The organism is Paenibacillus sp. JCM 10914 (assembly GCF_001315105.1).
In the GTDB taxonomy this organism is placed as follows: domain Bacteria; phylum Bacillota; class Bacilli; order Paenibacillales; family Paenibacillaceae; genus Paenibacillus_AQ.
In genome coordinates, this window is record NZ_BAZR01000003.1 from 269184 (window position 1) to 294595 (window position 25412).

Annotated in this window: 19 protein-coding genes and 2 pseudogenes; 14 read left to right on the forward strand and 7 right to left on the reverse strand. The window is 47.7% G+C overall.

Translation table 11 applies throughout. The features are described from left to right. The first annotated feature begins 11 nt into the window (after window positions 1–11). From JCM10914_RS06740 to JCM10914_RS06755, 4 genes and pseudogenes are all read left to right on the forward strand, one after another. The gene (locus tag JCM10914_RS06740) at window positions 12–1295 is read left to right on the forward strand and encodes an ABC transporter permease (protein ID WP_023958853.1); all 1284 of its coding nucleotides are present in this window, start codon (window positions 12–14) and stop codon (window positions 1293–1295) included. Next, a complete protein-coding gene (locus JCM10914_RS06745) occupies window positions 1295–2398 on the forward strand; it encodes an ABC transporter permease (protein ID WP_023958855.1) in 1104 nt (367 codons plus the stop codon). The genes JCM10914_RS06740 and JCM10914_RS06745 overlap by 1 nt, the downstream gene beginning before the upstream one ends. 610 nt (window positions 2399–3008) lie before the next feature. Further along, window positions 3009–3458 (forward strand): annotated as a pseudogene (locus JCM10914_RS31685) (D-alanyl-D-alanine carboxypeptidase family protein); the annotation flags it as partial. Between the two features lie 170 nt (window positions 3459–3628). Then, a complete protein-coding gene (locus JCM10914_RS06755) occupies window positions 3629–4141 on the forward strand; it encodes a VanZ family protein (RefSeq protein WP_023958861.1) in 513 nt (170 codons plus the stop codon). Window positions 4142–4171: 30 nt separating this feature from the next. Here JCM10914_RS06755 and JCM10914_RS06760 read toward each other — a convergent pair whose 3' ends face one another. Both JCM10914_RS06760 and JCM10914_RS06765 read right to left on the reverse strand, forming a co-directional pair. Further along, entirely contained in the window at window positions 4172–5389 is a 1218-nt protein-coding gene (locus tag JCM10914_RS06760) for an RNA polymerase sigma factor (RefSeq protein WP_023958863.1), read from the reverse strand. Window positions 5390–5868: 479 nt separating this feature from the next. Beyond that, window positions 5869–7113 carry an MFS transporter gene (locus JCM10914_RS06765; protein WP_023958865.1) on the reverse strand — a complete coding sequence of 415 codons (1245 nt, stop codon included), beginning with the start codon at window positions 7111–7113 and terminating at the stop codon, window positions 5869–5871. Window positions 7114–7406: 293 nt separating this feature from the next. Here JCM10914_RS06765 and JCM10914_RS06770 point away from each other — a divergent pair, with 293 nt between their 5' ends. Beyond that, a complete protein-coding gene (locus JCM10914_RS06770) occupies window positions 7407–7805 on the forward strand; it encodes a hypothetical protein (RefSeq protein WP_023958867.1) in 399 nt (132 codons plus the stop codon). Window positions 7806–7869: 64 nt separating this feature from the next. On the opposite strand, the gene JCM10914_RS06775 is transcribed toward JCM10914_RS06770, so the two are convergent. Further along, window positions 7870–8784, reverse strand: a complete 915-nt coding sequence (locus JCM10914_RS06775) for a phosphotransferase (protein WP_023958869.1) — start codon at window positions 8782–8784, stop codon at window positions 7870–7872. A 178-nt stretch (window positions 8785–8962) separates the two neighbouring features. On the opposite strand from JCM10914_RS06775, the gene JCM10914_RS06780 reads away from it, so the two are divergent. After that, window positions 8963–9277 carry a DUF1904 family protein gene (locus JCM10914_RS06780; RefSeq protein WP_023958871.1) on the forward strand — a complete coding sequence of 105 codons (315 nt, stop codon included), beginning with the start codon at window positions 8963–8965 and terminating at the stop codon, window positions 9275–9277. Between the two features lie 59 nt (window positions 9278–9336). Here JCM10914_RS06780 and JCM10914_RS06785 read toward each other — a convergent pair whose 3' ends face one another. The 3 genes from JCM10914_RS06785 to JCM10914_RS06795 form a co-directional block, all read right to left on the reverse strand. Continuing rightward, complete coding sequence (locus JCM10914_RS06785) at window positions 9337–10203, reverse strand: phospho-N-acetylmuramoyl-pentapeptide-transferase (protein WP_023958873.1); 867 nt, start codon at window positions 10201–10203, stop codon at window positions 9337–9339. A 281-nt stretch (window positions 10204–10484) separates the two neighbouring features. Further along, a complete protein-coding gene (locus tag JCM10914_RS06790) occupies window positions 10485–11354 on the reverse strand; it encodes a cation diffusion facilitator family transporter (RefSeq protein ID WP_023958875.1) in 870 nt (289 codons plus the stop codon). Window positions 11355–11615: 261 nt separating this feature from the next. After that, entirely contained in the window at window positions 11616–12728 is a 1113-nt protein-coding gene (locus JCM10914_RS06795) for a GntR family transcriptional regulator (protein ID WP_023958877.1), read from the reverse strand. A gap of 402 nt (window positions 12729–13130) precedes the next feature. Between JCM10914_RS06795 and JCM10914_RS06800 the strand changes: the two genes are divergently transcribed. From JCM10914_RS06800 to JCM10914_RS06825, 6 genes are all read left to right on the forward strand, one after another. After that, window positions 13131–14384 carry an ABC transporter substrate-binding protein gene (locus tag JCM10914_RS06800; protein ID WP_231638548.1) on the forward strand — a complete coding sequence of 418 codons (1254 nt, stop codon included), beginning with the start codon at window positions 13131–13133 and terminating at the stop codon, window positions 14382–14384. Between the two features lie 76 nt (window positions 14385–14460). Next, entirely contained in the window at window positions 14461–15354 is an 894-nt protein-coding gene (locus JCM10914_RS06805) for a carbohydrate ABC transporter permease (RefSeq protein ID WP_023958881.1), read from the forward strand. A 15-nt stretch (window positions 15355–15369) separates the two neighbouring features. Next, complete coding sequence (locus tag JCM10914_RS06810; protein ID WP_023958882.1) at window positions 15370–16188, forward strand: carbohydrate ABC transporter permease; 819 nt, start codon at window positions 15370–15372, stop codon at window positions 16186–16188. A 46-nt stretch (window positions 16189–16234) separates the two neighbouring features. Then, on the forward strand, window positions 16235–19006 hold the full coding sequence (locus tag JCM10914_RS06815) for an alpha-mannosidase (RefSeq protein ID WP_036717203.1): 2772 nt from the start codon (window positions 16235–16237) through the stop codon (window positions 19004–19006). A gap of 27 nt (window positions 19007–19033) precedes the next feature. Further along, window positions 19034–20245, forward strand: coding sequence for an enolase C-terminal domain-like protein (locus JCM10914_RS06820; RefSeq protein ID WP_023958884.1), 1212 nt, complete (start codon window positions 19034–19036; stop codon window positions 20243–20245). A gap of 29 nt (window positions 20246–20274) precedes the next feature. Continuing rightward, window positions 20275–21147, forward strand: coding sequence for an NAD(P)-dependent oxidoreductase (locus JCM10914_RS06825; RefSeq protein WP_023958885.1), 873 nt, complete (start codon window positions 20275–20277; stop codon window positions 21145–21147). 474 nt (window positions 21148–21621) lie between these two features. On the opposite strand, the gene JCM10914_RS06830 is transcribed toward JCM10914_RS06825, so the two are convergent. Beyond that, window positions 21622–23574 carry a translation factor GTPase family protein gene (locus JCM10914_RS06830; protein WP_023958886.1) on the reverse strand — a complete coding sequence of 651 codons (1953 nt, stop codon included), beginning with the start codon at window positions 23572–23574 and terminating at the stop codon, window positions 21622–21624. 488 nt (window positions 23575–24062) lie between these two features. On the opposite strand from JCM10914_RS06830, the gene JCM10914_RS06835 reads away from it, so the two are divergent. Further along, window positions 24063–24815 (forward strand): metallophosphoesterase family protein, encoded by a 753-nt coding sequence (locus JCM10914_RS06835; protein ID WP_370570223.1) that lies wholly within the window; start codon window positions 24063–24065, stop codon window positions 24813–24815. Between the two features lie 76 nt (window positions 24816–24891). Next, window positions 24892–25388, forward strand: a pseudogene (gene infC, locus JCM10914_RS06840) (translation initiation factor IF-3). The last annotated feature ends 24 nt before the right edge of the window (window positions 25389–25412 follow it).

Genomic DNA, 25412 nt, shown 5'->3' on the forward strand with positions numbered 1-25412 from the left:
GGCGCGCGACTTTGAGTGTATTTTTCAAAAAAGACTTTCTGGTGTACTGGAGAGACCGCAAAGAGATGTTGATTGCGCTGCTCCTGCCGATCGCACTCATCCTGACCCTTGGATTCACGATGCCAAATTGGGTGGAGAATGCTAACGAGTCTCTGGACATGAAGGTTGCGCTAGTGGACAGCAACGAACATGGTGCTGGACTAACAGCATTTCAGAAAAGCCTCGAGGGCCGAGTGTCCCAAGAACAAATGGCGAGTATACGGCCGGCAGCTTCCGAATTCGATCCGAAAACACACTTGATGCAATTGTTTGAAGATGAGGAAGTCAAAGGGTTTCTCGAGGTTTCTGTGATGGAAGAAGCAACTGCGATGGAAGCACTCGATATTGAGAAGGTGACGGCCGTTATTACGATACCAGAAGGTTATACTCTGGCTGCTCTCGATAAGCTTTTTCTAAACGAAGGGGATGGCGCAGCATTAACTATTACCGCGCAAGAAGATTCCATAAAGGTGAGCGTTCTGCACAATATACTGAGCGGTTACCTGAATCAAGTCAACTTTCATGCGGCTGTGACGAATGCAATGGGAAGCCAATCCGGTGCATCGCAAACGGAATTTACGGAGACGATCACGCAAAGTCCGAGGGGCGGACTTGAAGAGATCGAAGGGGTGCAGATGATCACCTCGTTTCAATATTACACCATTGCAATCAGTATTTTCTTTGCTTTATCCATATCGACTACGACCGCTTCCAAATCTATTACGGAAAAGCGGGAACAAGTGTTCATGCGCATGCTGCTGGCCGGAATGCGCCCATACCGTTACCTGACGGGCAAGGTCATCTCAACGTTCTGCATGTCGTTGATGCAACTGAGTGTTATCATCGTCTGTTCGCATTTTATTTTTCGTTTGTTTCCGGGTCGCTCGCTATCCTTTTGGGTAGGAATGGCGATTATCCTCATATTGTTATGTTTCGCGGTGTCGGCACTTTCCGCGTTATTCACGGCGTTATTATTCCGAATGAACGATGCGGATGTAGCGATCGGCTTTGCATTCGTTCTGCTGGTTGTGTTAGGCGTGGTAGGCGGCAATCTAGTGCCGATGTATATACTACCGGATTGGGTTATGAATGTGGGCAGAGTCACGCCTAATGGCATAACATTAACATCCCTGATTCAATGGATTCAAGGAGGTACTTTCCAGGATATGTGGAACTCCATCCTATACTTAGGCACCTTCTTTGTTGTCGTTATGGCAGCAAGCCTGTGGATTTTCCCGAGAAGGGGGCACATCTAATGTTTCCCATATTGCTGTCACAGTGGATGAAAGACAAGCGTAATCCGTCGATGGTCCTGCTGTTTATTGGTCTTAGTATTGTGGCGACCTTGATGTTCGGTGGCAACATAAACAATAAAATGAAGATTGATGTTTTTGGAGAAGGCGGAGCGTTCAATGAATCGCAATCCAGGTGGATCGAATTGTTAAATGAGAGCGATACGCTCGAATTCAACATTCAGAATGAACAAACTGCACGAACAAAGGTCCGGGAAGGCCGTGCGGATTTAGCCGTGAAGCTAATGGAAAATGATTATCGGATGATTGTCGCAGTCGACAATTCGAACGTCCATTTAGTAGAGCAGCATATTCAGTCTGTCTTTGCCAAAGAAATACAACTGCGTGCCCTATCGGTAATGTCAGGGGATGAGAAGAACTTTCGTGAGAGCGTGGAGTCTTTCATGGAGACTCCGCCTCTAAGAATGCATGTGCTGACACCGGAAGGAGAAGAACTCGTCCAGTATGACATGTCTTTGCAACTGCTCTATGGTTTCTCTCTGTTTCTGGTCATGTTCACGGTTGGCTTCAAGGTGAATACGATTACCAAGGATAAGACGTCGGGAATCTGGAATCGGTTGATTCTTTCGCCCGTGAGAAAGGCGGAGATGTATCTAGGTCATTTGATCTATAGTACTCTGATCGGGATGAGCCAGGTGATTATTGTATTGTTGATCTTCCGGTTTGGCTTTGGATTTCATTTCGGTGATCGATATGGACTATTGCTGTTCATCATCGCAATATATATCTTGACAATCGTAGCGATGTCGATGCTTCTTGTGGGTATCCTTCAGTCACCAGAACAATTCAACATGTTGTTCCCTTCCATTATTCCAATCATGCCGCTCATTAGCGGGGTCTATATGCCACCGGGACTGATTACGAATCCGATTCTGCTCAGTATTGCAGAGATCATTCCGTTGACGCATGCGATGGAAGCTTTGACTACAGTCTCTATGTACGGTGCAGGATGGTCAGAGGTGTGGATTCCGATCTCCAAGCTCATGCTCATTGCTGTACTGTGTATGGGGGTCGGTATCAATTTAATGGAGCGTCAACATGTGTAGATGACCAAAGCAAGCCAGGGCTAGATTCGGACTTGATATCGGATGAAGTTGCCAATCTCGTACTATACCTCGCTTCAGACGTGTCCAGTTATTCTACTGGATCCGAATTCGTAGCGCGTAATAGAATTGCATTATGGCATCAGCCGCTTTCCGTACCAGAGGAGAGCGGCTTTTTTCTGCTCCGTTGGGAAGCAATGGAGGAATAATTCAGGGCATCCGCAGTCCGGATTGCAGAATCAGCTTAAGAAAAACTTTAGATTATCCCTAATATTCCTTAAGTTTTTGTGGTTACACTGGAATACAAAGAGAGAGGGAGATGTTGTAGTTGAAAAAATGTTTGATATTACTCGTCATTGTTCTGTTGATTGGCTGCGAATCGGCCCCGGGGCTGATATCACGCGATCAAGGGATGAGCGGAGGCGGTGAGGGACAAGCCTCAGAGGTTGAACCCGATGCTCCGAATCCGTCAGAGGAAGCGGGAAATTACGATACGGTATCGCTGTCTTCGGAACAAGTAACGCGCGGAAACCTGGTACTGGTCAACAAGGATTATCCAATAGATCCTGTGGCGGTTCCTAACGATATCCTTAATCTATATGACTATCCAGAGATGACCGAAGGTTATGTGCTGCTCGATAATAGGATTCGCCTGTCCAGGTATGTGGTCGAGCAGTTTAAGCTCATGATTCAGGCGGCAGATCAAGATGGAGTTAACCATTTCATGATTAGTAGCGGGTACCGGGATAATGAAGAGCAAGAGGAGTTGTATCGCGATAAAGGATCGGATTACGCACTGCCGGCCGGCCATAGCGAACATAATCTTGGCTTGTCATTGGATATAGGATCTACGCAGAAGGCTATTGATCGATCACCCGAAGGAAAATGGCTGCGACGTCATGCATGGGAATACGGATTTATTCTGAGATATCCTGAAGATAAGACGGCTATCACCGGCATTCAATTCGAACCATGGCATTTCCGCTATGTTGGATTGCCTCACAGTCTGATTATGCATGAGCTTGACTACACGTTGGAGGAGTATCTGGACTTTTTGAGACAAGAAGGGGTTTATACGACAGAAGTCAAAGGTATGCCATATGAGATTCGATATATTCCGGCAACGGGTGCAGATCTCCGAGTTGATGTTCCATCCGGCCTAGAGTATGAAGTATCCGGCGATAATGTAGGCGGACTGATTATAACTCTTCCAATGGGCACTGACGGGAAATAATGAGATTATTAAAAGGATTACTGTGGACAACGTATCTATTGTATCTCTACGTATTAATTAAAGTGATTCTGTTCAAGTTCGGAGCAGTGGATATATCCTTTCTGTGGCAGCAATGGTTCCAAGCGCTGGACAATCCAGATTCCGTTTATAATCGGCTGGATCGCGCAAACTTCACGCCATTCAAGTCCATAAGAGTGAATGTGAGTCGGCTATCGGATACGCATCACATGATGCATTTCTTCGGGAACATCGCTATATTTATCCCAAACGGTGTCTTCATGGGGTTCATGTTCCGGCAGTATCGCTTCATCGCCGCTTTTCTGAGCTCGTTCATGCTTAGCCTGGGTCTGGAGTGTTCACAGATTTTCTTTGCTATGGGCAGCTTTGATGTAGATGATCTCATTCTAAATACAGCTGGGGGTATCTTAGGATACGTGATATTCATAGTGTTGGACGGGATTTATACGAGGGAGCAGCATATCCATCAAGAGAAAGAGCGCGTGAGGAACTGAGTTAATGTTCCTGCGCGCGCTCTTGTTTGATTATGAATATTTATTCGAGAGTGCTTTTACCCACCGGGCATGAAATTCCGTTTCTGTACATTGGAAGATACCGGTGAAGTCATCTGGACGACGTATGAGCTTGTTTAATGATTCCAGTCCGTACTGTTCAAGGATGTACGCCGTCAGCAAATAAGCGAATTGAAAACCTTGCTCCCCGAACTGCCAACTGTCATCGTTAAGTTCTTGTAATGTGGGGACCGAACCGCTCTTTATCGCGTCAGCGGTAGTATTCCGAATGAAATCCGGCGTCATTTGCTGTGCCTCATAACCACCGATGCCTTGACACAACCACTTCGGAGCATTTGGATTAATGTCGTTAACCAACCACATCGCATACAGATGAAGGGTAGACCGTAGAATGGAATGATACGTATGCTCTGGACCCGGGCTGAGTGGAGAGACGATTTGCAGCGTGTTGTTACTGTAAGTTCCCATGAACCAAGATGGAGCATCGTCTTCGCCCACGGCTTGATGAAATGCTGGAAGGTCAGGATAAATCTCGATTGTAATCTTGGAAGGCTTGTGATTATACTTGGCTGCAAGCTGCTCCACGTTATTTTTCAGTTCATTTAGTATATCCCGATGTACCTGGGAATGTTGATCTTCGGTTATATTCTTGCTTTCAATCGTTACTAGATCTTGAATTGACTTCATGGCTAGCGCACCCCATTCTTTAAGATTTACTCGTAATTTCTCCAACGCACGATACAATCGATTCTTCACGGCGCTTTCCCGCATACCCACGATCTTGGATACTTCATTTAGCGTACAATCCGCGAAGAACCGTAATGAAATAATTTGCTGATCCAACTCGCTTAACTGCTGCATAGCAACACTGATATCAATGCGAATATCGATATATCGGGCAAAATCAACGGATATCGACTGTGTTTCATATTCCATGAAGTCATACGTCGTCTCGCTCTTCCGAGAGTTGCTCCGATATTCATTCTTCATCACATTTTGAGCGATCCGAAAAATCCAGGTGAACAGGCTGGACTTACCTCGAAATCGATGAAGATTCTCCATCGCCTTGAGGAATACCTGTTGTGTCAGATCTTCGGCTGCGGCTTCATTGACCTTCAGTGCAAAGTAGTGGCGAATTCGCATTCGATAATGATGGTAAGTGTGTTCAAAATCGTGAATGGTTCCCTGAGCATCCGGATATTCAGGGAGTTTGTCATGAGCTCGTGACATCAGTAAGAACCTCCTCTTGACCTTACACTTAATTAGACACCGGAGAGGGGAGAAAAGCCACAACGATATTTCATAAGCATCGATTTAGCGTTTGATTGTCGGTTGGGCATATATGAAATTGCGCTGCGAGTATTGGTATCAGCTCGTGTACGAAATAGAAGCCATAGCGGTCTCAGGATGTTATTCCTTCGCCACGATGGCTTCTATTTGGTGTAAATCTCGATGAAGGGGTGCTCAATTTGCGAAAGGATGCGTATGTGCAGGCTTTTACGTTGGAATTGACCCCGTTAGAGGAAAAAGAGGCAAATATGCAGGTTTTTATCATTCATATCGTCCAGTTTGCCCTAACCCGGCTTAAAAGCCTGCACTTTTGCAGGTATTTCGTAGAAATGTGATGTTTGCTCTGCTAAAGCCTGCACTATTGCAGGTATTCCGTAAACACGCCACGATAACGCTGCCTAAGCCTTTTAAGCCTTCATTTAGTCAATCGGCTTTAGTGCCGAAATAGCTTGCTTGTTCAACCGGTTAAACATGATGAGAAGCACGGTCAACATAATAAGCACGATGCTGAATAGCATGGCAAACGTACTGCTGACATATTCGGAGATGAGTCCGGCAATTGCGGTTCCGATGACAGAAGCAATGCTGGAGATGACGTACCGCGTACTGCTGATGCGTGCCAGGTACCGATCTGAAGTAATCGCCTGAGAAAGGCTGCCATGCACAACAAAGGCCATCGACAGCCCGCCATCGAATAACATGGCGCCGATAAAGGCAACAGCAAATTGTTGGGATACCATAATGAGTGTTATACCGATTCCGGATATCGCAAGCGTTAAGCTAAGCAGCAGGTGCCAGTTCCAATGTTGAATACGGGATAGCAGGAACACCCCGATTAGATTGCCAATGCCCATCCCAGTCATCAGTAACCCTGCTTGAACCACATCCAGCTTCAGTTGTTGTTGCGAATAGATGACGATCATCAGTGATATGAAGACGGCTGTGAAATTCAAGGAGAAGTGGTACATCGTCATTAACCGCTGGATTGGATGGTTAAGTATGTACCCGAATCCTTCATGGATATCTTGTATAAAGCCTCTAATCCCCCTCGTCATCAACCGAAGCTCAGCAGGGGGATCGTACTGGGCTGTATTCGTAATCAAGAGGACCGAGAGAAGCGATAGCGTGATCGCCACCATCTCAATCGATAACGTATAGACGATACCGTAATGGGTGAGTACCAATCCAGCCAGAACGGGACCAATCAGCAGGCTGACTGCATCGGCTCCTTCCAAGTAATTATGAGCATTTAATAAGTTCTTTCGTCCGACGAGCGCGGGGATCATGGAATTAAAGGAGATCCGCTGAGTCAGGCCCGCAAATCCGAGAACGGACATCAGGACAGCCAATGCCGTTATACTAAGCCAATCGTGATAGGCCAGGAAGATCATAACGAGCATCGTCAGCACACGGACAGCATCGGATAATATGACGACTTGTTTTTTATTTCTTCGTTCGATGAAGGTTCCCGCAGGTAATGCGAATATCACCGGAGCGATCTGGGAACATATCGTAATCAGCGCCGTAGTTAGCGGGGAATGCGTCTGGTGAAGCACAATCCACGGAATGACAAGCGCGCTGAATTGATTACCGGTTAACAGAATGATTTTGCCAAGCCAAATTTTGAGAAAGTCCGTGTTCTTGTATATGAGAGTAGATTTCATGATTTATACCTCTTTATAAATGTAATTTGATTTATAAGAGATATGTATTACAACGGGCTAATCCCTCCCTATAATGTGAAGCGGCTTATTTATGCATAGTATCGTGAAGTAAAGTGGCCAGTGAAACGATTGACATGTTGGATTAGAGGGATAAATCATGAGTTCTGTTGATTTGGTTGTTCATCTATTATTTCAGTATCTTATATACCTTACCTTATAAACGCACAAGAAAGATAGTACAGATTGCATATAATATGACAATCACATGAAGAGAAAGAGAGGTGATGATGTCGATGCCTTCTAGAAGACGGCGTGTCAGAAAGTCGAAGCATGCTGACGTACAGCAGTGGGTTGGCCAGCCGGTAGTTATCATCCTCAAAGACGGAAGCAGTTACATCGGTGAGCTGAATGGCATACAGGGTCAGGAAGTCACGATCTCTGGATATAGGGTACATCAAAAAATGCCGACGGCTATTGCCGACAGCGGAGATCGTGCTCAAATCTCAGGGTTCTTCGATTTCCTGTTCGGCGGGGCTTCCAACGCCCCGGCGGGTGAAGCAGGAGCAGAAGGTCAAAGCGCGGCAGGTGGCGGCGGTGCATTTGGGTTTATTGGCCAGATGATGCCGCATATTACAATGGGGATGAAGGTTATTAAAACAATCATGCCCTTGATGAGCATGTTCAAGATTTGATAATGATTGAGATAGAAGCTTGAGCAGTCAGCTCAAGCTTCTTTGTTGCTCTAGCCAAGCGGGACTATTCATTCGCCAGCGCGCGGCGGATAATCGAGAGCGTTTCATTCAGGGTATGCTCATCGCCTGTATCCTTCGCTTGCAAACCTATGAGCATTGGGATATAGACAGCCATCATTCGGGCAAGCAAATGGGTCTGTGCATCGACAGTTCCATAGGTATCGAAGAATTGCTGCCGAGCTGCAGGCGGCAGGAAGCTGTACGCGATACTCAGATCACAAGCAGGGTGTCCAATTTGAACATCTCCCCAGTCGATGACGCCATATATGATACCATCATGATCAACCAATATGTTCTTGAAATGAAGATCACCGTGCAGCAGAACGTGCTTGGGGTTGACTCGGTCTAGCGTGATTTCCTCCAAGAAGCTCTCGATCTCCAACCGGTCTGCAGCTGAGAGGCAGGAGCCAAGACTAGTCAGAAAACCATACATTCGTTCTTTGCGACGGGTCAGATCCAAGAGGTTGCGTTGGTCATGCAATAACCCGGCTTGAGCTGCGGTATTAGTAGGATAGGTATGTAACGTTTTCAGAAAATGTGCGAGTTTCCCAGTTGAGCGAACTCGGACCTCATCGCTTAAACCGATAGGGAACGTGCCGGATAAATAGGTGTATCCGAGGAAGGGAGAGGGATAATCGGCTGTTTCGTTACCGAAGAACAGCGGCTTGGCGTATGGTAGTGTAATAAAGGCATCCAGCTTAGGCAGGATCAGCGACTCCTTCTCCAGCAGCGGAATGGCTGCCTTCCTTCGGGGAAAGCGAAAAACATAGTCATCGCCAACTTGATAAACCATGTTGTCCCAGCCGCTTCCTATCAAGCAGACCGGAAGTGAAGTAAGCCGGGGGAATTGTGTTGAAATAAGATGCTCGACCAATTTGTCGTTAATCGTCCAATCCGCGTCCCACTGTTGCTTAGCCATCTCATCAGTCGCTCCTTTCGTGCGTTTGTGGATTATTACTATATCAGAGATGTATCCAATCGTCCAATTGCTTCATAGTGATTCCTTTCACAATTATAATATTGTATAGTATGAAGAGGTGATTGATTTACAGCTATTATCCATACACAACAGACAAAAAAGAAGAGAAGGGATTCAAGTGCCATATTTGCGTTTTAAAGGTTTTTCGAACGTTTTTCTGGAAGAACTCACACCAAGGATTGTTGATGAATTTGCCAAGGTTGTTCAAGTACCTAAAGAAATCGTGAAGATCGAGCTGCTTCCTTATCAGATTATTACGAATACACCATTATCCGTGGAGATACTTATGTTCGAGCGGCCGCAAGAGATACATGACGCGGTGGCTGACAGCATTCACCGCTTGCTGTTAGAGAAGGGGTACCCGAACGTACATATCTTTTTCGTTATATTGCAGCGTAAGTTATATTACAAAGAAGGCAAGCCATTGGAATGACCCGCCATGTTAAGAGATACGAAAGCCTGTAGCGACATTCGCTTACAGGCTTTCGTCATTTACATAACGTATTTGGCGATTATCCAGCTAGCAAGAGCCATGAACCACGAGACAAAACCGAATATCATCACAATCTTGTTCTCGCTCCAGCCATATTTGAGACTGAAATGGTAATGGATTGGTGCCATCTTGAATAATCGCAGCTTCGTTCGCTTGTAATACCATACTTGAAGAATGACGGAGAGCTGCTCGGCTAAGTAAATGAAGAAGAGCAGAGGAATCAGAATCTCAACCTTCTCAATCACGGCCAGGAAGGAGAGGGAGCCGCCAATCGCAAGTGAACCCGTATCCCCCATAAACGCTCTGGCAGGATAAATATTATACAGCAGGAGTCCAAGTAAACAACCGATCATCACCAGCGAGAACGTCTGAACTTCAGGTCGATCGGAGATGAGGAAGAAGAAAAAGTATGTAGGTATAGCCACATTGATTAACAGCCCGTCCAGTCCGTCCGTGAAGTTGATCGCATTGGCGGAGCCGACGATAAACAATAGCATGATAATAACATAAACGCTGAGCGGTAGATTCAATTGAAATCCATGAAATAGCGCAATGTCACTGGTTAGCGAGAAGTATCGGAACAGCACGAGCAGCAAGGCACCCGTAAATAGGAATTGAAAAACCAGCTTCATCTTCCCAGATATGCCGGAAGGATCCTGCCATGCGGCTTTTTTGAAATCATCCATGAACCCGATCGAACTGAACAATAAGAAGGTCGCGCATAGAAAGACGGTAAGCGGTGCTGGATGGAACTGCAGTGAAACGGCAACCCCGATGAGCAGGATGAGTCCCGCCATTAGCGGTGTTCCGCGCTTTGCCTGATGATCGGCAGGCAGCTCGGTGCGGATCGGCTGAGTGAGCTTCAATGTTCGAAGTCCCCATATGAGGAGTGGTGTAAACATGGTGACTAGGAGAAGGAAAGTCCGGAAACACCGAGTATACCATTCATTTCTACCACTTCACTTTCTGAATTAATCGGCAAATATGATAACGTCTTCAATATAATATATTTCATTGAAATGGACAAATATTCTTATTTCATAAACTGAGTTTCATTTTTTACGCTCCGTTAATGGACATTTTGAATGCCATCTCGGTCATCTCGGCAACACGATAAGGATATCCCGCTCGCATCCACCATGTCCAGCTAATTCGGTTCTATATGAACATGAACATCGTAAACGCCATGAACCTGCTTCAATTCGTGCTCCACCTGATCGGATATGTCATGAGCTAATCGGATATCCAGGTTGGATTTGACGAGGATGACGATATCGACAACCGTATTGCTGCCGTAATTCCTGGCACGGATGTCTTTCACACCCTTGACGCCATATACTTGCTGCACGGTCGTTCGATAAGCACGTATCGTATCTTCATCGAAGCCGTCGGTTAAGTGATGAGAAGCGTCGCGGAAAATGTCCCAAGCTGTCTTGCAGATTAGGAAACCGACCAGAACGGCAGTCAGCGGATCCAGCCAAGGTAATCCGAACTGCGCCCCTACGATACCGATCACGGCTCCAACACTTACCCAAGCATCGGAGAGATTATCTTTGGCCGTTGCCATTACTGCTTGGCTATTGATTCGCACAGCTAACCGTTTATTGTAACGATAGACGAAGTACATAACGATTGCACAGAATATCCCGGTCCAGGCGGAGATTAAGTCAGGCGATTCATGTTGTCCGGAAAATACGGAGGAGATCGCGCCGATCAGAACCTGGATGCCGACCGCCATCATAATGAAAGAGGCAATGAGCGAAGCGACGGTCTCTGCCTTCCAATGCCCGTAAGGATGATCCCTATCCGCAGGCTTCTGCGATAAGCGAAGCCCGATCAGAACGGCGATAGAAGCCACAATATCGGTTGCGTTGTTTAGTCCATCGGCTCGTAAAGCCTCGGAATTGGCGGTATTTCCGATCCATAGTTTAATAGCGGATAAACATATATATGCGATGATGCTGATGATCGCACCTTTTTCACCTAATTTTAAATTATTATAGCGTTCCTGTTCCAATTCCAGCGACTCCTTCCGTATCCCCCACAATGTACTTGACTATAGTAACAAGCTCAATATGGGTGGGTCTAGAGCAACGTTTTTTCCTGTCTCTTACTAAGTGACTAGTAGCTAAAAGAGTTGCGCTGGTCAAAGAATGGTGGTCGAACTCTGCATTTCTTCCTTCGGTCAAACGAGGAACGTGAATAGTAGAGTAAGGGGAAAGAAAATAGGGTAACCGGTAGGATCGTTTAAGATCTTACCGGTTACCCTATTTGTATTTTATCGGACGCTTGCGGTTGATTGACGCGGTATCAGGAGAGTAGGCAGCTTGATCTGGTGATATTCGCTGCTTGGGTTCTCGATCTGTTGAATCATTAATTGGCCGGCTTCATGGCCGAGTTCCAGTTCCTGCTGAACCACCGCCGTCGGAGGAACCATGCAGAAATCGGGAAATTCAACGTCATCAAAGAAGATGACAGAGAGGTCCTCCGGCACCGACATGCCCAATCCGAGGGCTGCCTGAATCACATGTGGGCTGAAGTTGGAGGACATTAATGCAGTCATATGTGGATTAGTTTGTATGAATTGTTGGATCAAGCTGATCACTTCTTCATCGGTACTGTTCATCATCAGACGCGTCATCTGCAAACTCCGATCGATCAGGATATGATGATCCTCCAATGCTTGCTCGTAACCGTCAAGACGATCCTCGATGCTCGAGGTTCCTTCGACTACAGTAGAGATAAATCCGATCTGACTATGTCCCAGTTCATGCAGATGCTTCACGGCCTGGATAGCTGCGCCATAGTTATCCGAACTGACCGAATTCGTCTCAACCCCCTTTAACTTTCGATCGAGCAGAACCAAGGGAAAGCGGTTGAGCGTCAGCGACAATATCTCGTTATTGTAGTGCTCGCCCTCTACTGGATAAATGATGAGCCCCTTCACGCCGGCCTGTTTCATCTCTTGGATCTTCAAGATTTCTTCATCTTGAGAATCATTCGTCTTGGCAAACAAGAGACGATAGCCGTTCTTGGATAAAGCATCCTCGATTCCGCTTAATAGATTAGCCGTAAATCGATTGTCGAGACGTGGGAGGAGAAAGCCGATCGTGGGCAGATTCTCATGTTCTCTATCGTATAAGGTTATATCCTCGATATCCTCGGCATTATGATCGGAGACAAATGTTCCCTTGCCTTGTAGTCGGTGAACAACGCCCTTATCTACAAGGGCTGTAAGTGCGTTCTTCACGGTGATGCGGCTGACGCTGAACTGCTCAGCGAGTTCGTTCTCGGAAGGAATGCGAGTGCGCGGGCTCCAATTCCCGCTGCGGATTTGCTCGATAATATGTGCTTCTATTTTCTTGTACATGGGTATGAATTTCTTCGTCATGGCCTTATCTCCAATCCATTGGTAATCCGTATATAAATATATTATAACGATACAACTTATACAAGTATTAAAAGTTCAGAACAAGTTCAGCTGAAGTTGAAATATAAAAAAAGATGAAATTATATCAACGTGTAATATATTTTATTACTAATAATAGGGCTAAAACAAGTAAGTTGCAATTAAGTTGTATCAAAAAATAAACATTTACATCAAAAAGTATGTTGTTTATATTGTTACTAAAGTTTGGTATTCAAATTGAAGAAAAGGGTGGTAGCAGATGAAAAGAAAAGCAAGCATGATGATGTCTCTGTTCATTGCATTTTCACTGATTGTAAGCGCTTGCGGTGGTGGTCAATCCGAAGGCTCAGATCCAGGTGGAAATAAGGAGCTCACGATGTGGACATGGAAAGTGGCATACACGCCGGGTATCGAGCCGCGGCCAAGTTGTATGAAGAGAAAACAGGAATCAAAGTGAAGGTAGAGACGTTCACCCCTGATGATACGTACCGTCAGAAATTCCAAGCCGCTGCTAACTCGAAGAATCTACCGGATGTAATGAACTGGTGGGCAGCTGCAGGGGATTCGATCGAAAATTCAGTCGTTGAACTGTCTGGCGAGATCGGTGATGACATTCTGAGCACGTATTACAGTGCAGCCATGGACCCGATTATTGTCACGCAAAGTCAAGTTGATTCATGGCAAGCAGACAAGAACGCAACCAATATTCAGAAATCGTTGAAGGCCGGCCAATTCTACGGTTTGCCGCTTGATATCGGAGGGTTCTTTACCTTCTACGGCAATAAGAAGATTATCGAAGAAGCGGGACTGAGCGCTGAGGCGCCGCAAACCTGGGAAGAATTCGTATCGATGATGGAGACGATTAAAGAGAAGACCGGTACACCGGGATTGGTATTCGGTGCGAAGCTTCCGGATTTGTGGGAGAACTGGGCAGGTTCAGCACTTTCGATCATGTTAAATGAGCCGCAAGGTTATATCGATCTGTTAGAACGTAACTCCAAACTCAGCGATCCTGCGAATTTGCCTGTTGTAAAAGCGATGGAGACACTGGCAGATAAGGATCTGCTTATGCCAGGGATCTTGTCAACGGATATCGATGGTGCGGATCAAGCGTTCGCAGCTGGCAAAGCTGCATTTGATCTTGGCGGATCCTTTACCATGTCAACACTGCTTGCGATGGGCATGAATCCGGAGGATATCATTGCATTCCCGGTACCGCCGCTTGAAGGCTCGAAGATCACAAGCTGGACGACAGATCCATTTACTTTAACAATGATGTCGGTGAACAAGGATTCGAAGAACAAGGAAGATGCACTTGATTTCATTAAATTCCTGACAGCCGATCCGGATGCGGCGATTGCGTTTGCGAATGCGGCATATACCGTTCCAGCACTGAATCTGGGAGACCGTTCCGCAGAATTGGAACCAAGTTTGAAGGCGATTTCAGACGCATTTTCCACCGAGCCGGGACCATACAGCCAGGCATCCCCTGCGATCAATACGTTCCGCGGCAAGCATAAGGAATGGGAAGTCTACGCCCAATCGATGCAATCGATGATGGAGAAGAAGATGTCTGCCGAAGAAGTAGCGAAAAAGTTTGACGATACGATGGAAAGCCTTAAAGCGAGCGGCAACTAAGAATATGAATAAGGCGATTGGCAGGTCCCATAGATCGGCCAATCGCCAAAACTAAAAAGCAAAAAGGTGAATGTACATGATAAAGAGTAGAAACAAGTGGGTGCCATATTTATTTTTACTACCCGGTGTACTTCTTTTTCTAGCCATCGGCGTGTATTCGGTCGGCTTTTCGATTATGCTGAGCTTCTTCAACTGGTCAGGGATTGATTTCTCCACCGCCAGATTCGAAGGACTCGCTAACTTCCGGAAATTCTTATTAGGCGACGATCCGATCGTCACCCGTAATTTCTATAATGCCTTGCTGCACAATCTGATCATAGCGGTATCACAGGTCGCCGTCGTTGTGCCTACCGCCCTGGTGTTGGCGTTCGTTCTTCAGAATACGAAGGCCGCCTCGTGGTATAGAACGATTTACTTCCTGCCGATGATCGCTTCCGGCGTAGCTATTTTTTATGTATGGAAAGGATTGTTTGAGCCGAGTGGCGCGTTTAATTCGCTCTTCCTGTGGCTCGGACTCGATTTCCTTGCCGTTCCTGGCGGGATGCTCGGAAGTTCTTCGACCTCTCTCCTAGGCATTATCTTGACCTCCATATGGGGTGGCTTACCGGGCACGTTGATTCTGTATTACGCAGGGTTAACCTCGATTGATCCAACGTTGTACGAAGCTGCCAGTGTGGACGGAGCCAAGAAATCAACGATGATTGCCAAGATTACTTGGCCGCTGCTGAAGCCGATCACCTTGATAGCAGTCATTCAGATGGTAAACGGTGCGTTTCAGGCGTTCGAGAATGTATTCATTATGACAGGCGGCGGTCCGGCCGGCAGCTCTGAGGTAATCGGTACACTTGTCTATCGCACCGCGTTCTTAAATAATGATTACGGCTTAGCCAGCGCGATTGGATGGGTATCGTTCCTGATCACCGGCGCGATTGCCATCTTCAGTATCCGTTCATTCAAGGCTGACATCTAACGAGGAGGGGAACCCATGGTCAAAATTATCAAGCATATCGTTCTAATCCTGTATGGATTGACCTGCCTGTATCCTTTTCTCTGGATGATCGGCACGTCACTTAAGACATCACAGGATGCTTTAGCAAACCCGCAAAGTCCATTTCCACAGGCTGCACCGGAATGGTCGACCTTTGGGGAAGTATGGAACAAACTTAATTTCTATCAGTTTTTTGTTAACAGCGTAGTTGTAAGTGCGTTTGTCATCATTGGCGTAATTGTCATCTATACCATGATGGCCTATTCGTTCGCCAAATTTATCTATCGCGGCAAAAAATTCATCTATTATATGTTCATCGCCTTGCTGCTTGTGCCAGGTGTGACAACCTTGATCCCGCTCTATATCAATATGACGAATCTGGGACTTCAGAATTCGTACATCGGCATGATCCTGCCAATGATCAACGGGGCGGCACCATTTGCCATTTTCTTATTCACCAGTTATTTCAGAACCATATCCCATGAGTTGTACGAAAGCGCCGTGCTGGACGGTTGCGATAACTTCAAAATCTATTACCGAATTTATCTGCCTCTGGCCTTGCCTGCTATCGGTACCATCGCCATTCTGAATTTCATCGGAAGCTGGAACAATATCCTATGGCCGATGATCATCATCGACAGCCAAGATATGTTCACCTTGCCTATGGGTCTCATGTACCTGGATTCGTCCTCTTTCAAGAAGTGGAATGAATTGATGGCGGGAGCTCTAATTACGGTCATTCCGATACTGGTGGCATTCCCGTTCATGCAGAAAATGTACGTCAAGGGGATGACGGTCGGCTCGGTCAAAATGTAGTACTAACTGAATACGAAACAAACCATACAAGATTGGAATGAAATCGATGACTACAAAAACAGCGCACGTGATTGCGCATTCACACTGGGATAGAGAGTGGTATTTACCATATGAAACACATCGGCTGAAGTTGGTTCAGCTGATGGAAGATTTGATCGAGGTATTCGAGAAAGACCCTGAATTCACAAGCTTTCATCTCGATGGCCAATTCATCGTACTGGAAGATTATCTGGAGATCATGCCGCATCGCCGGGAGCAAGTTGAGGCTCTGGTTAGAGCGGGGAAGCTTATCGTAGGTCCGTGGTATATTCTGCAGGATGAATTCCTCGTCAGCAGTGAAGCTAATGCAAGAAATCTGCTGATCGGCATACAGGCATCCAAACAGATGGGAGGATACGCGGCTATTGGTTATTTCCCCGATTCCTTTGGGAATATGGGGCAAGCCCCGCAATTAATCACCCAAGCGGGCATCGATGTGGCGGTATATGGCCGAGGTGTTAAGCCGGTAGGCTTCAACAATGAGATCCAATCGGGGAATGCGCACACATCCAAATACTCCGAGATGTACTGGGAAGCGCCGGACGGATCGCGTGTGCTGGCCATTCTCTTCGCGAATTGGTACAACAACGGAATGGAAATTCCGACGGATGCGAAGCAAGCTGAAGTGTATTGGAAGCACAAGCTGGCCGCAGCCGAAGAATATGCCTCCAGCTCCGAATTGCTGTTCATGAACGGATGTGATCATCAGCCGCTGCAGAAGGATTTGACGGCAGCTCTGAACATCGCGGGCGAGATCAAGCCGGATATTACATTTCGTCTTTCCAGCTTCCCTGAATACATTGAGGCGTTAACCAAGCAAAAGCCAGACACGCTTGATGTCATTCGCGGCGAATTAAGAAGTCAGTGGACGGACGGCTGGATTACGCTTGTCAACACGGCATCGGCCAGAGTGTACCTGAAACAGCAGAATGTCATCAGCCAGACTCTTCTGGAAAAGGTAGCGGAACCGCTGGCTGTCATGGCCCGTCTGTCAGGCAAGTCGTACCCGCGTCACGAACTGTTGTATGCGTGGAAGACGCTCTTGCAGAACCATCCGCATGATAGCATCTGCGGATGCAGTGTGGATGAAGTCCATCGGGAGATGATGACGCGCTTTGCCAAATCGCAACAAGTAGCAGGCGTCATCGCCGAAGAGAGCGGAAGGTTCGTTGCTAATGCTATCGACACTACAGGCTTCGATCCGGAATCAGCGCTGCCTTTCGTCGTATTCAACACGACGGGGAATCTTCGTTCCGGCGTTGTAACGGCTACGGTCGAGATCGAGCGTCGTTACTTCGATCACGAAGCTCCGGATGCGAAATTTCAGGCGATGAAGCGGGATTACGCCGATTTCAATCCGGATGAATGGCTCGTAACCGACGATAATGGCCATGTGGTGACTGCCGTCGTTACGAGTATGGGTCCGGTATTCGGTTATGATCTGCCCGATGATCGCTTCAGACAGCCTTACTGGTCATACCAGGTTCAGGTAGAACTGTACGTTCAAGATATTCCAGGCATCGGTTTCCATACCTTTGCCCTGGTGCGCAAAGATGATCTGAATCCTATTCCGGAATCAACTTCATCCGCAACTCTCAGGTCTGAAGGCATGCATGAGATGGAGAATGAATATCTGAGAATCGAAATTGCTCCGGATGGATCATTCCGTGTGACAGATAAAGTGACCGAGCATCAATACGATGGACTTGGCATCTATGAAGATACCGGCGATATCGGTAACGAGTATATGTATCGACAGCCTGTCGATGAAGAGACGCTCACAACTCAAGGGCTGAATGCAGAGATCACCCGAATACATCAGAGCCCATTGAAAGTCGTATACCGGATCAAGCATCGCTGGGCATTACCGATTCGGGCAGATGAGCTCTTGGATGAGGAAGTAAGGTCCATGGTTCCATTCAGGTATCGCAAATCCAAGCGTGTGACTGAACGGAGAGAAGTTCAGATCGTAACCGAGCTGACACTTGAACACGGCAGTCGATCCGTGGGTATCCGAAGTGTCATCGATAATACCGTCGAAGATCATCGCGTGCGGATGCTGTTCAAGACCGGGCTTGAGGCCGAGCATGTAATCGCAGACTCCATCTATGAGTTGGCGAAGCGGCCGGTTCAACCGGAAAGTGAATGGAGCAACCCGAGCAATACGCAGCATCAGAACGCTTTTATCAGTCTCAGTGACGGTCACAAAGGACTCACCATCGCGAATATCGGTCTGAATGAGTATGAAGTTCTGCCCGAGCACAATACCCTTGCGGTCACGCTGGTGCGCGGTGTACGTGAACTCGGTGATTGGGGCGTATTCGCAACGCCTGAAGCCCAATGCCTGGGCCAGCATGTGCTCGATATGGAACTGATCGTGCATGACGATGATGTCATCCAATCCGGGGCTTATAAGCAAGCCTATCAATTTCCAGTGCCTTGGACGGTTCAGCAAACCGGAATTCATGCCGGGACACTGCCGCCAAGACACGAACTGCTGGCATGGGAAGGTGATCACTTGGCATTTAGTGCTTTGAAGATGGGCGAAGCAAGCGATGATCTGTTCTTCCGAGTCTTCAATGTGTCAGCGAACGATCAAACCGTGTTGTGCATTGCGCCATCCTTTGCCTGTGAGCACATGTATGCAAGTTCGATTGTTGAGGATGCTGGCGAACCGATGGTGGTGGCTGAAGATCCACAGCGTGGAGAAGTTAAGGTCGGACCGGCCAAAATCCAGACGATCGGGATTCAGGTAGCGGCTGCAGCGACAACTGTGTGAACGAGCTAGCTGAGGGAGGGAATATGAATGACCAGAATAACGGGGGTTCGGTGTATCCGAACCCGGCATGATGGAAGCTGGGTTATTGTGAAGGTGTTGACGGATCAAGACGGGTTGTATGGTATTGGCTCGGCCAGCGATGTCTACCAGCCTGGGGCGGTTGTCAGTATCCTGGAGGAACTGCTCACACCGCTCTTGATCGGTCGTGATGTCAGCCAGATCGAAGATATCTGGCAGACGATGTATACGAGCGGTTACTGGCGTAACGGATCGACGCTGCATACAGCGATGAGTGGCATCGACATGGCGCTCTGGGATATCAAGGGCAAGGAGGCGGGCATGCCGGTGTATCAGCTTCTCGGCGGCGCCGTCCGTTCTGCCGTTCCTTGTTACGCGCATGCTAACGGGCACACTTACGAAGAACTGGAAGAGGAAGTAGCAACTTTTCAAGAACAGGGCTTTGGCGTTATTCGGTGTCAGCTCGGAGGTTATGGAGGGGGAGGATTTGTACCTGCCAGGGACGACTCCCGATTTCCACCGGCGAACCGGTTTGATGAAGCCAGCTATATAACGGCGATTCCTGATATGTTCGAGAAGCTGCGCGTCCGATTTGGTATGAATCTGGCTTTCACTCATGATGTGCATGAACACTTGACACCGTCTGGGGCGGTTACATTATCCCGATTGCTTGATCCGTACCGTTTGTTTTTCCTGGAAGATTTATTGCAAGCGGAGCATACGGATTGGTATCGACGGGTGAAGGAGACGAGCACGACGCCGCAAGCGGTTGGTGAGTTATTCGTTCATCCGCAGGAATGGCTGCCGCTGGTGCAGGGACGCCTCATTGATTTTGTACGTATGCGGGTATCGAAGGCGGGCGGTATTACACCTTGTCGGAAAATCGCAGCTGTATGCGAGGCTTTCGGTGTACGAACAGCCTGGCAAGAGGGCGGAGAGAACGATCCTGTTAATCAACTTGCTGCGGTACATCTCGACATGGCGATCATGAGTTTTGGCGTACAAGAGATCAATCACTTCCGTGCACCGGAGCAAGAAGCGTTTCCGGGACTAGCGGAATTGGTTGCAGGACATCTGCACGTCAACGATAAACCGGGACTTGGCATCGATATCGATGAGGTCAAGGCGGCTGCGTTGCTGCGTGATCCCGAAGGATTGAAGTCATATCACAATCCGTATAAGCTGGATCGCAAACCGGACGGAACATTGATTCGTCCATAAGATAGGTTATTGAATGAGGAGGATACATCATGAACAAGGTCATCGTCACGGGTTCGGAAGGTAAACTGGGCCACTATGTGGTTCAGGAGCTGAATCAAGCGGGATACACCGTATTTGGCACCGACAGTCGTCCTGCTTCAGGACGTCACGGTTATGCCCGGTATGTCCAAGCGGATTTGAATCAATTAGGCGAGGTATATGGACTGCTGGCAGATGCGGATGCGGTTATTCATTTGGCGGCGATACCCAATCCCGTTAGTTATACACCGGAGAGGATATTTACAAATAACGTGATGAGTACCTACAACATCATGGAGGCCGCCTCCAATCTGGGCATAAAGCGTGTGATATTCGGATCAAGCGAATCAGCATATGGGTTCTGCTGGGCGAAGCATCCGTTCGCGCCCGATTATCTGCCCGTGAATGAGGATCATGATCTGCTGCCACAAGAAAGCTATGGGTTATCGAAGCAGGTCAATGAGCAGACGGGTGATATGTTTGTTCGCCGGGTAGATATGGAGGTCTTCGCCATGCGATTCTCCATGGTCGTAGCACCGAATGAGTACGAACGTGAAATCGCGGCATTTGAGCATACAGCCAGGCATCACCGCTCGTTATGGAGTTACATTGATGCACGTGACGCTGCCGTTGCCTGCAGATTGGCGCTGGAAGCCGAAGGCAACGATGATCGCGTGGCATGCCGCCTGAACATTACCGCCAGCGATATTATCAGTAATGTCAGCATAGCGGAGCTTACTGCCAAGCATTACCCCGGGGTGCAGATTGCGGAAGGTATACTCGACAAGCTAACGGCCTTCGTCTCGAATGAACGAGCCCAAGCAAGGCTTAATTGGAAGCCTCAATATTCTTGGAAGCAGGTGGACGTAAAGTCTGGATCATAGTGGTTTACTGGCGGAGGGAAAGGCCGAGTTAATTAGACTGATGCCTTGACGTTCCGCTCAATGAAGCTGACCTAATCATGGTCCGCTTCTTGCTTGCTGCCGATTGTAAGCGAATACATACATGAGGATGTCTAAACTTCCTGTTTGCTTTCTTTGCTTTCTAGCAGCTTGAACATCTATCAAGCATAGGAGGAATGATTAATAAATTGTTCGGCAATGGTAATTATCAGGCAATTTGTATCGATCACGATCATGACGGTGATGCTCTGTTCTGGATTCGGGCTAACGCCGGTTCAGGTGATTGCTGCCGAAGGTCTGGATGAATAGTAGAAGAGGGGGGTATCTCAAAGGATCCAGGATCTAGCGAGATGCCCTTCTTGCTGTTTGAAGGCGCTTCGTGCTCGAACGGTTCCTCCCATCTAGCGGCCCCCCTCATTGCTTGGAATGGTTCTTTAGTCGTCTACCAAACCGGTATTACATGATCTTGTTCAGATGCATCATATACTCGCTGCGATGAAGTGCGTTAACTTGCCTGCGTGTATGGACAGGGAAGCGGGTGAGCACTTTCGCATATCCTCCAGGCCGGACCGTCAATATGCCTTCGCCGCTGGTCAAGGAATGGACTTCGGCTTGCAGTATATCTGTGGTGCGGACAGGAATGCTGCCTTCAAGGTGAACCAGACCGTTACGGTATTGTGGTTCCGCAAACGCACCCTCCAGCGTCGACAATCGAGACATCACCTTGCTCAAGCTGGATTCAGGCATGGCGAAGTAAAGCTTGTTCACAGGCTCATATACTTCGGTCCTTGCTTGATCCAGTGCCTTCATGAATACAAGGGGCGTCAGGCTGCGGAAGTCTCCCGCTGTGGATACCGGACTTGAATAACCCGTGTGCGTCAATGTGATCAGGATATCGGTAACAGGCCAACCATATAAGCCTTCTTGCAAATTCTCATAGACCGTTTCCTTGATCGCTTTGTGAAAAGATAAAGGCAGCGAACCCAATTCGACTTCCAGGCGGTATTCTACACCGCTTCCCGCAGCACCGGGCTCCACCCGGAGCCCCACCGTTGCATGGAACGGGTTCTGGGTTTCATTTATGGACTCTGTGGCTTCTCCTATGGCTACTACCTTTTCTATACACATCACGGTTGGGGGCGAGAATTGAATCTCAATCCCATATAACGTCTGAACCGTCTCCATCAGTACTTCCTGTTGTACGCGGCCGAAGACATGAATCATATGTTCGTTTGCTCCCGCGTCGTAATGATATTGAAGGAATGGATCCTCTATCGTGAGTGTGCTTAATGCTTGGTGCAGCACCATATCAACATCATCTCGCTCTGTCATTACCCTCACTTGGAGTGGCGGTTTATGGAACCGGACTACCCGAATCTTCTCTGAAGGGGAACCAAGCACGTCTCCAACTTTCAGCACTGTGGAGGTTATAATCGCGATGTCGCCACCCTCTATCACAGGAGCGGGTACCGTCCGTCCAAGGTGAAGGCGATGCAGTTGTTTTACTTTGAGCCACGATGTCTCTCCATCCTGAGCATGTACGACAATCTCTTCGCGGGTATGGAGGCTGCCCGCAAATATTCTGGCATATGCACTTAACTCCCCGTTTTCCTGCCGCACGACTTTGAAGACAAGCCCGGATAAAGGGAGGGGGGTTAACACCTCCACAGATTGAACGGGAAATAAATCAGCCAACGCCTGAATGACGGGCTCCACCCCGACTCCCTTTGCGGCGGAGCCTACGAACAGTGGAAACACGTGAGCAAGCTTCGTTTGTTGATGCAATATATCCTTCAGTCGATTGCTGTTAATGGGGATGTCCTGTACATAGTCTTGCAGCAAATCTTCGTCATGCAGTGCAAGTGTGTCGATCCAGTTCGCCTCGATCGGGTCTGCCATGCGAACGGAAGCCGAAGTTGTTCCTTCATTTGAAGGGATAGCTATCTCACAGATATGTTCGTCTAATTGACGACGAATCATGGTGCAGACTCTGTCGTAATCCGCACCGATGCGATCGATTTTATTCAAGAACAATAGGGTGGGAATTCCTTGGTTTTTTAAGGTTTGCATCAATACCCGCGTTTGGGCTTGTACACCCTCCACAGCAGAGATGACGAGAATGACGCCATCAAGTACACTCAGCGAGTGTTCGACCTCTGAAATGAAATCCGCATGTCCGGGGGTATCAATGAGGTTGACCTTAAGCGCGCCGATCATGAACGATACCGCTGCTGCTTTGATCGTAATCCCGCGGCGGCGCTCCATATCGAGCGAGTCGGTGGTAGTATTGCCTTGATCGACAGAACCAACTTGTTTCAGAATGCCCGCACGATATAGAATCTGCTCGGTTAATGTGGTCTTGCCGGCATCAACATGGGCCAGCACTCCGATATTTACGATATTCTTCATATATTAGATGCCTCGTTATATTCATCAGATTTTGTCCTTTCACTGAGATATTCGATAGATTTCTTCGCATGTTGTTCGCCTCCGATTCATTTCGTCTCATCTCATTATATGGTTCTGGCTGGGTTGTCGGATATGGAATGAATAGCTATAAGCAAACTTTCTCTATATGTGATCGTTGATCTGTGCTATTTTTACAGACGGTTATGAAGAAATGGATGTCAGTCAGAAGTTATATCGGAAGGTAAACTAATTGAATACCAAATGACGATGAGCATTCTATCTGCGACATGGCGTTTAGGATGCTCTTTTCATGTGCTAATTTGATTTTCAATTGACAAGATTAATATCTTTTAGGTCTATATCAAGTCGAGCGATTTGTGCTAAAATGTCTAACTAGAATCATCTAATTCGACAGAGTTGCCACGGAGAACTGGAGAGCAGGGAACATTGTCATTCCATCATGATGGGAGGAATCATCCATTCGAACATTGGCAATAAGCGATATTCACGGTTGTTACGATGAATTTAACCAATTGTTGGACAAAGTGAAGTATGATCCGTCCACGGATAAACTCATCCTGCTCGGAGACTATGTGGACCGTGGGATGAAGAGCAAGGAAGTCGTAGAGCAGGTCATGGCCTTAAAGGCGAATTATGGGGTAATTACGCTGCGAGGAAATCACGATCAGATGATGCTGGATGCGATTTTGCTGGATACGCCTGAGCACAACTCACGTTGGCTTCGTAACGGTGCTCGCCTCACGATCGAAAGTTATACAGGTTCAGATTTCCTGAGCGGCGAGATGACGCCAGAGAAATATGCCGAAGGCAAAGCCTATATTATGGAGCATTATGCGCACCATCTGGCATTCCTGGATGTCTTGGACTTTTACTATGAGACGGAGTCACATATTTTCGTGCACGCGGGTCTCAATCCGGGTGTACCGGACTGGAAGCGACAGCCGGAGGATGATTTCATCTGGATTCGCGAACCTTTCTTCCTATATCCCACGGGGCTGGCGAAGACGGTTGTATTCGGGCACACGCCGACCTTGAATCTCCATGAGACAGAGCATATCTGGATCAGTCCTGAAGGCGACAAGATCGGTATCGACGGCGCTTGTGTCTATGGCAAGCAGTTGAATTGCCTGGAGATGTCTGATGATCAGTCGTATCAGGCGTATTATGTGAAACGCAAGCTGCAGGATGAGTCGGAAGATGATGTACATACGAATACATGATTTACATAGCAGCAAGCGGCGATCTTTCGAGGTCGTCGTTTATTTTAGCGCAACAGGGACAGGGGGAAACGCTAATATGATCATCATGAATGAGAAGATCAAGGCAAAGGAAGTCGAACTCACGGGTTTCGATGGCGAGGAGCTGGGCATAGTTACGAGAGATGAAGCGCTAGCGCTTGCCAAGAGCAGCAAGGCGGATCTGGTGTGTACCTCGTTATTCAGCAGTCCGCCGCCGTGCAAGCTGGTTCGTCGCGGTATGGCGAAGCAGGAGGCGGCACAGGAGAAGAAGGGACAGAAGCCAACTGCCGGGCCGGTGAAGGTAAAAGAATTCCGTTTGTCGGTTCACATAGAGGAGCACGATTACGACACGAAGTTCTCGCAGATGCAAAAGCTTCTATCCGCGGGCAAAGCCGTACAGCCAGTCATTCGCATCCAGGCAAGGAAGGGGAAGCTGCCCGGAAGCTGCTGGATCGCCTAGTAGCCGATCTATCAACATATGGGAAAAAGGAGACAGGGCTACAGGTGAGCGGCAAACAGGCCACGGTGAAAATCTTGCCGTTGTCCAAAGCGTGAATTAGTTTATACATGTACAGGTGA

Excerpts from the sequence above, each read along its gene's own strand:
- JCM10914_RS06745 (WP_023958855.1), top strand. The coding sequence starts at position 1,295 with ATGTTTCCCATATTGCTGTCACAGTGGATGAAAGACAAGCGTAATCCG.
- JCM10914_RS06755 (WP_023958861.1), top strand. The coding sequence starts at position 3,629 with ATGAGATTATTAAAAGGATTACTGTGGACAACGTATCTATTGTATCTC.
- JCM10914_RS06760 (WP_023958863.1), bottom strand. The coding sequence starts at position 5,389 with ATGTCACGAGCTCATGACAAACTCCCTGAATATCCGGATGCTCAGGGA.
- JCM10914_RS06765 (WP_023958865.1), bottom strand. The coding sequence starts at position 7,113 with ATGAAATCTACTCTCATATACAAGAACACGGACTTTCTCAAAATTTGG.
- JCM10914_RS06770 (WP_023958867.1), top strand. The coding sequence starts at position 7,407 with ATGCCTTCTAGAAGACGGCGTGTCAGAAAGTCGAAGCATGCTGACGTA.
- JCM10914_RS06775 (WP_023958869.1), bottom strand. The coding sequence starts at position 8,784 with ATGGCTAAGCAACAGTGGGACGCGGATTGGACGATTAACGACAAATTG.
- JCM10914_RS06795 (WP_023958877.1), bottom strand. The coding sequence starts at position 12,728 with ATGACGAAGAAATTCATACCCATGTACAAGAAAATAGAAGCACATATT.
- JCM10914_RS06800 (WP_231638548.1), top strand. The coding sequence starts at position 13,131 with ATGGAAAGTGGCATACACGCCGGGTATCGAGCCGCGGCCAAGTTGTAT.
- JCM10914_RS06805 (WP_023958881.1), top strand. The coding sequence starts at position 14,461 with ATGATAAAGAGTAGAAACAAGTGGGTGCCATATTTATTTTTACTACCC.
- JCM10914_RS06810 (WP_023958882.1), top strand. The coding sequence starts at position 15,370 with ATGGTCAAAATTATCAAGCATATCGTTCTAATCCTGTATGGATTGACC.
- JCM10914_RS06815 (WP_036717203.1), top strand. The coding sequence starts at position 16,235 with ATGACTACAAAAACAGCGCACGTGATTGCGCATTCACACTGGGATAGA.
- JCM10914_RS06820 (WP_023958884.1), top strand. The coding sequence starts at position 19,034 with ATGACCAGAATAACGGGGGTTCGGTGTATCCGAACCCGGCATGATGGA.
- JCM10914_RS06825 (WP_023958885.1), top strand. The coding sequence starts at position 20,275 with ATGAACAAGGTCATCGTCACGGGTTCGGAAGGTAAACTGGGCCACTAT.
- JCM10914_RS06830 (WP_023958886.1), bottom strand. The coding sequence starts at position 23,574 with ATGAAGAATATCGTAAATATCGGAGTGCTGGCCCATGTTGATGCCGGC.